This window comes from Streptomyces sp. NPDC004542 (assembly GCF_040610035.1).
GTDB lineage: Bacteria > Actinomycetota > Actinomycetes > Streptomycetales > Streptomycetaceae > Streptomyces.
Genome location: NZ_JBEXLP010000169.1, coordinates 1 through 6,508, shown reverse-complemented (window position 1 = coordinate 6,508; position 6,508 = coordinate 1). Strand labels below are relative to the sequence as shown.

Here is a 6,508-nt window from a genome sequence, read left to right as displayed (position 1 = left end):
CAGGCACCTCACGCTCCCTGAACGCATACATCGGCCTCCTGCGCACCCACGGCGTACAACTCCCCAGCAGTCACGGACTGCCCGACAAGGTCGTGCCCCACCTCCAGCTCAGCATCCACACCCGTGCCGTGGGTGATAGCACCAGGAAGAGGAAGGCTCCTGCTGACACCGGCGCTCCGCTGTCCAAGCGGAAACGCGCTGCTGAGCGGCCGGGGACAAGCGCGCGGCCTTCGGGCGCCGGGTCCGTGCCGCACTCGTTCACCGGTGAGCATGTGCTCGTGTCTCCTCACCGGGTACCCGGCGGGACAGTGTTCACGAGCAGGTCGGAGGCGACCAGGATCGCGACCACGACGGCCCCCCGGGAGGAGGACACGTCCCGGCCCGCGGCAGGCCGTCGAACGGCCACAGCCTCCGGCGGCACCGACCACAGGGCGGCCGAGCCGGTACCGGACACCATCACGGCACCCACCACCGGCCAGACCGGCGACCTCCGGCCCGGACTCGCGACAGCCTTGGGGGCAGGGCGGCTGGACCCGGATGAGGATCTGTACCGCACGGTGGATTCCCTGCTTCGCCAGAGGGGTGTCGAGGCGGATCGTGACACGGTCGAGGAGTCGCGTCGGCGTCTGGTGGCAGGCGGCTGGGTCTTCCCCCACATGACGACGCGCCAGCTGGCGGAACAGATCGCGGTGGATGTGACCTCGGGATCCAGGGTGGATCCGGCGCGGCTTCGTGGCGGCATGCGGCAAAGCCCGGGAGACGGGCAGCAGGGGCACAGCGGTGAGTGGCAGGAGGCGCCGGGTCAGGGGGTGCCGGGGCAGGAGCCCGGGATGGCGGAGACGTCCGCTGCGGGGGCGTCGGAGACTCGGCTGTCCGCACCGTACGGGGAACCGGGCGGCCCGCGGTACGAGGACCCGACCGCGGCCGGCGCCCTGCCGGACGGCTTCTGGGACGGGTTCAACGCGCCACCGGTCACGGGCCCTGTGAGCAGGGCTGGTTCGGGGGCGCCGGCCGGCCCGGTGGGTGGTCTGTTCGCCGGGCCGGGTGTCGATGGCTTCGGTGCTGATCCGTCGGTGATGGACTGGGCTTGGGATCCGGGTGCGGGCGGGCATGAGTGGTTCGGTTCACAGCCCGCTGCGCTTCCACAGGAGTTCGAGGCGGGGATTGCGCCGCAGTCCGCCGCGGCCGGGGACAACCCTGGGGCCGGGGGCGTGGGAACAGGTGATCTGTTCGGGTCGCCTCATGCCGGTCGCGGTGAGGTCTCCGGGGCGGGCCACGGCGAGGACGACTGGGAGGGGGACCTGTTCGGTTCCGATGACGAGGATGATGGTAATGAGGGTGCGGTAAGGCTGCGTCGGGTGGATCCGGCTGCCGCTGGTGCCTTTGTGCGGGGGCTGGTTCTTCCCACTTTTGAGGTGCCGCCGCCTCCTGCCGTGGTGTGGCGGGGTCCGAGAACCGGGCGGGAAGACAGGGCCGCCGTTGCGGACGTACCGCCTCCGGTGCTGGTGGAACGGGTGCTGCCGCAGGATCCACAGTCGGGACAGTGGGGACGGGTATGGCCAGGTGAGGACTACTTCCGCCCGTACCGGTGGGGGCGTGCCGCGCAGGAGATCGTGCCTCGTGATGAGGTGCAGAACCTGCTCGCGGTGCTGACCGGCCCGCAGGCGTCCGGGGCTTGGACGGATGAGTCGGTGGCCGATGCGCTGGCAGAGGCCGGGCTCTCCCTGGAGAAGGACCGTTACCCGCATCTGCGTCACTTGTATATCGCCGCGGTGGTTCAGGAGACGGTGGACTGGCTTCAGCAGCACGGCCCGGATACCGCGGCTGAGGCGTGGTGGCTGTCTCGTGTGCGGGACCTGTTCGTGCAGCAGGGCACGGGTGTGACAGCGGAGCCCGGGCCGGTCTCACTGCTCGGGCAGGAGTACCCGGTGGACCTGCACGGCTGGCTGCAGAGCGTGACGGCGGGGCGGACAGCGCTCACTCCCCAGACCCTCCAGGCCCTGGAGCGCACCGGTTACACCACGCAGGGCTCCGAACGGCTGAGGGCGGCCGAGGAAGCCCAAGACGACAAGGCGGGCAAGAGCGGGCTGACGGTCGGTGAGGTCGTTGATCACCTGCGGCGGTTCTACCAGCACAACCGTCACGCCAAGGCGGATCGGCTTCCTGGCTCTGACTGGACGGTTTCGGCCGGTGGCAGGGACATCTACCTGGGACGCTGGCTGGGCGCCATCAGTCGGGGCAGGGTGGCGGTAGCGCCTCCCACGTTCGCACGTCTGCGGGAGGCGGGCCTGCCGGAAGCCGACGAGATCCTCTTCCTGCCTCCCACACCCGCCCGGCGCAGGGCCGTTGATCTGTTCCATGCCGCCCGCGCCCTGCGCCACCACTACGAAAACAACCCCAGCGCCCAAGAACAACTTCCCTCTGACAGGGCGTTGTTGCAGGGTGCTGGTGCCCCGGACGTCCATGGTGCGTGGTTCCGTAGTGTGTACAACGGGCATACGCGTGTCTCGGTGGAGGGCGTGGAGGCCCTGATCGCCGCCGGCCTGCCCACCACCGGCGACCAGCCCTCCGCCATCCGGCGGACAGTGTCCGCGCAAGCCCTCCAAGCCCTGCGCGACCACTACGCCCACCAGGGCCAGCAACCTGACGCACCCGTCCAGGACCCACCCGCCGACACCGAGTTCATCGACGCCTCAGGCACCTCACGCTCCCTGAACGCATACATCGGCCACCTGCGCACCCACGGCGTACAACTCCCTAAGGGGCACGGGCTGCCCGACAAGGTCGTGACCCACCTCCAGCTCGGCGCCTACACCCGGCGCAAGGCCATTGATCCGTTCCATGCCGCACGTGCCCTGCGCCACTACTACGACAACAACCCCAGCGCCCAAGAAGAACTCCCCCGTGACAGGGCGTTGTTGCAGGGTGCTGGTGCCCCGGACGTCCCCGGTGCATGGTTCCGCAGTGTGTACAACGGGGCTACGGGTGTCTCGGTGGAGGGCGTGGAGGCCCTGATCGCCGCCGGCCTGCCCACCACCGGCGACCAGCCCTCCGCCATCCGACGGACGGTGTCCGCGCAAGCCCTCCAAGCCCTGCGCAACCACTACGCCCACCAGGGCCAGCAACCTGACGCACCCATCCAGGACCCACCCGCCGACACCGAATTCATCGACGCCTCAGGCACCACACGCTCCCTGACCCAATACATCGGCCACCTGCGCACCCACGGCGTACAACTCCCCAACGGTCACCGGCTGCCCGACGAAGTCGTCACCCACCTCCAGCTCGGCGCCTACACCCGGCGCAAGGCCATTGATCCGTTCCATGCCGCACGTGCCCTGCGCCACTACTACGACAACAACCCCAGCGCCCAGGAAGAACTGCCTCCTGACAGGGCGTTGTTGCAGGGTGCTGGTGCCCCGGACGTCCCCGGTGCATGGTTCCGCAGTGTGTACAACGGGAATACAGGTGTCTCGGTGGAGGGCGTGGAGGCCCTGATCGCCGCCGGCCTGCCCACCACCGCCGGCAACCAGCCCTCCGCCATCCGACGGACGGTGTCCGCGCAAGCCCTCCAAGCCCTGCGCGACCACTACACCCCCCAGGGCCAGGAACCCGACGTACCCGTCCAGGACCCACCCGCCGACACCGAGTTCATCGACGCCTCAGGCACCTCACGCTCCCTGAACGCATACATCGGCCTCCTGCGCGCCCACGGCGTACAACTCCCCGACGGTCACGGGCTGCCCGACCGGGTCGTGACCCACCTCCAGCTCAGCACCCCCACCCCAATCCGGCGGGCGGGCGTCGATCCGTTCCATGCCGCCCGCGCCCTGAGCGACTATTACCGCAACAACCCCGGCTCCCAAGGAGAACTTCCCTCTGATAGCACGCTGTTGAAGGGTGCTGGTGCACCGACCGTGAACGGCAGGTGGTTCCGCAATGTGTACAACGGGCATACGCGTGTCTCGGTGGAGGGCGTGGAGGCCCTGATCGCCGCCGGCCTGCCCACCACCGGCGACCAGCCCTCCGCCATCCGGCGGACGGTGTCCGCGCAAGCCCTGCAAGCCCTGCGCAACCACTACATCCATCAGGGCCAGGAACCCGACGTACCCGTCCATGACCCACCCGCCGACACCGAGTTCATCGACGCCTCAGGCACCTCACGCTCCCTGAACGCATACATCGGCCTCCTGCGCACCCACGGCGTACAACTCCCCGACGGTCACGGGCTGCCCGACGAAGTCGTCACCCACCTCCAGCTCAGCACCCCCACCCGCACCCGGCGCCCGGGCATCGATCCGTTCCATGCCGCCCGCGCCCTGGGCCACTACTACGACAAAAACCCCAGAGCCCAAGGGCATTTCCCGTCTCATGAAGCGCTGTTGAAGGGAGCTGGTGCTCCGGACGTCCCTGGCATCTGGTTCCGCAATGTGTACAACGGGAATACGGGTGTCTCGGTGGAGGGCGCGGAGGCCCTGATCGCCGCCGGCCTGCCCACCACCGCCGGCAACCAGCCCTCCGCCATCCGGCGGACGGTGTCCGCGCAAGCCCTGCAAGCCCTGCGCGACCACTACGCCCACCAGGGCCAGGAACCCGACGTACCCGTCCATGACCCACCCGCCGACACCGAGTTCATCGACGCCTCAGGCACCTCACGCTCCCTGACCCAATACATCGGCCTCCTGCGCACCCACGGCGTACAACTCCCCAAGGGGCACGGGCTGCCCGACCGGGTCGTCACCCACCTCCAGCTCAGCACCCCCACCCGTGCCGTGGGTGGTAGCACCAGGAAGAGGAAGGCTCCTGCTGACTCCGACGCTCCTGCGGCCAAGCGGAAGCGCGCTGCCGGGCGGCAGGGGGCAAGTGCGCGGCCTGCGGACCCGGTCGTCGCGGGGCTGCCTGGGACATCCTCACCCTCGGGTGGATCGTTCCCCACCGAGGGCCTCAACGCCCCACCACGGCTCGCCTCCGAGGCCGGGAACGGCGGCCGCTCCGCGGCAGGGGATGGATCCGCGTCCGGAAGCATGCCGTATGAACCCGGTGCCCCCCTGGCCGGTCCGAGCGACCAGGTGCTGGATTCCCCGGGTGTTGGTGTGGGTTCGTGGGGGCTCTTCGACGCCAACCTGCCGGACGCCGGTTCCACTGCGGTCCCGCCTCCGGGACCGGAACCTGCGGCAGTCTCCGGGGCGGGGCGGTTGGATCCGGATGAGGATCTGTACCTCACGGTGGATTCCCTGCTGCGCGGGATGGGCGTCGAGGCGGATCGTGACACGGTCGAGGAGTCGCGTCGGCGTCTGGTGTCAGGTGGATGGGTCTTCCCCCACATGACGAGGCGCCAGCTGGCGGAACAGATCGCGGTGGATGTGGCCTCGGGATCCAGGGTGGATCCGGCACGGGTTCGTGGCGGCATGTGGCGGAGCCCGGGTGAGGGGCAGCAGGGACACAGCGGTGGGTGGCAGGAGGCGCCGAGGCAGGAGGTGCCGGGGCAGGAGTCCGGGGTGGCGGAGAGGTCTGCTGCGGGGGCGTCGCAGGCTTGGTTGTCCGCACCGTATGGGGAACCGAGTGGATCATGGCACGAGGATCCGGCCGGGGCTGGTGCCCTGTCGGGCGGCTCCTGGAACGGGTTCACTGCGCCACTGGTCACGGATCCTGCGAGCAGAGCTGGTCTGGGGGCACCGGCCGGGTCAGTGGGTGGTCTGTTCGCTGGGCTGGGTGCTGATCCCGTCGGGGCTGATCCGTCGGCGATGGACTGGGCCTGGGATCCGGGTACGGGCGGGCATGAGAGGTTCGGTTCGCAGCCCGCTGCGCTTCCACAGGAGTTCGAGGCGGGGATTGCGCCGCAGTCTGCCGCAGCGGGGGACAACCCTGGGACCGGAGGTGTGGGAACAGGTGATCTGTTCGGGTCGCCTCATGCCGGTGGTGGTGAGGTCTCGGGGGTGGGGAACGATGAGGACGACTGGGAGGGGGATCTGTTCGGTTCCGATGGTGAAGAGGATGGTGATGGTGAAGAGAATGGTGATGGTGATGAGGGTGCGGTAAGACTGCGTCGGGTGGATCCGGCTGCCGCTGGTGTCTTTGTGCGGGGCCTGGTTCTTCCCACCTTTGAGGTGCCACCGCCTCCTGCCGTGGTGTGGCGGGGTCCGAGGACCGGCCAGGAGGACAGGGCCGCCGTTGAGGACGTGCCGCCTCCGGTGTTGGTGGAACGGGTGCTGCCGCAGGATCCGCAGTCGGGACAGTGGGGACGGGTATGGCCGGGTGAGGACTACTTCCGTCCGAACGGGTGGGGGTGGCGGCGTGCTGCGCAGACGGAGATCGTGCCTGCTGATGAGGTGCCGGGCCTGCTCGCGGTGCTGACCGGGCCGCAGGCGTCCGGGACTTGGACGGATGAGTCGGTGGCCGATGCGCTGGCAGAGGCCGGGCTCTCCCTGGAGAAGGACCGCTACCCGCATCTGCGTCACTTGTATATCGCCGCGGTGGTTCAGGAGACGGTGGACTGGCTTCAGCAGCA

General features: G+C 69.3%; 1 protein-coding gene and 1 pseudogene. One reads left to right on the top strand and one right to left on the bottom strand.

Going from position 1 to position 6,508, the window contains the following annotated elements:
• Positions 1–286: 286 nt before the first annotated feature.
• Positions 287–457 (bottom strand): hypothetical protein, encoded by a 171-nt coding sequence (locus tag ABZX30_RS37500; RefSeq protein ID WP_355942753.1) that lies wholly within the window; start codon positions 455–457, stop codon positions 287–289.
• Between the two features lie 1,156 nt (positions 458–1,613).
• On the opposite strand from ABZX30_RS37500, the pseudogene ABZX30_RS37495 reads away from it, so the two are divergent.
• Positions 1,614–6,508 (top strand): annotated as a pseudogene (locus ABZX30_RS37495) (hypothetical protein); the annotation flags it as partial.

Excerpts from the sequence above, each read along its gene's own strand:
- ABZX30_RS37500 (WP_355942753.1), bottom strand. The coding sequence starts at position 457 with ATGGTGTCCGGTACCGGCTCGGCCGCCCTGTGGTCGGTGCCGCCGGAG.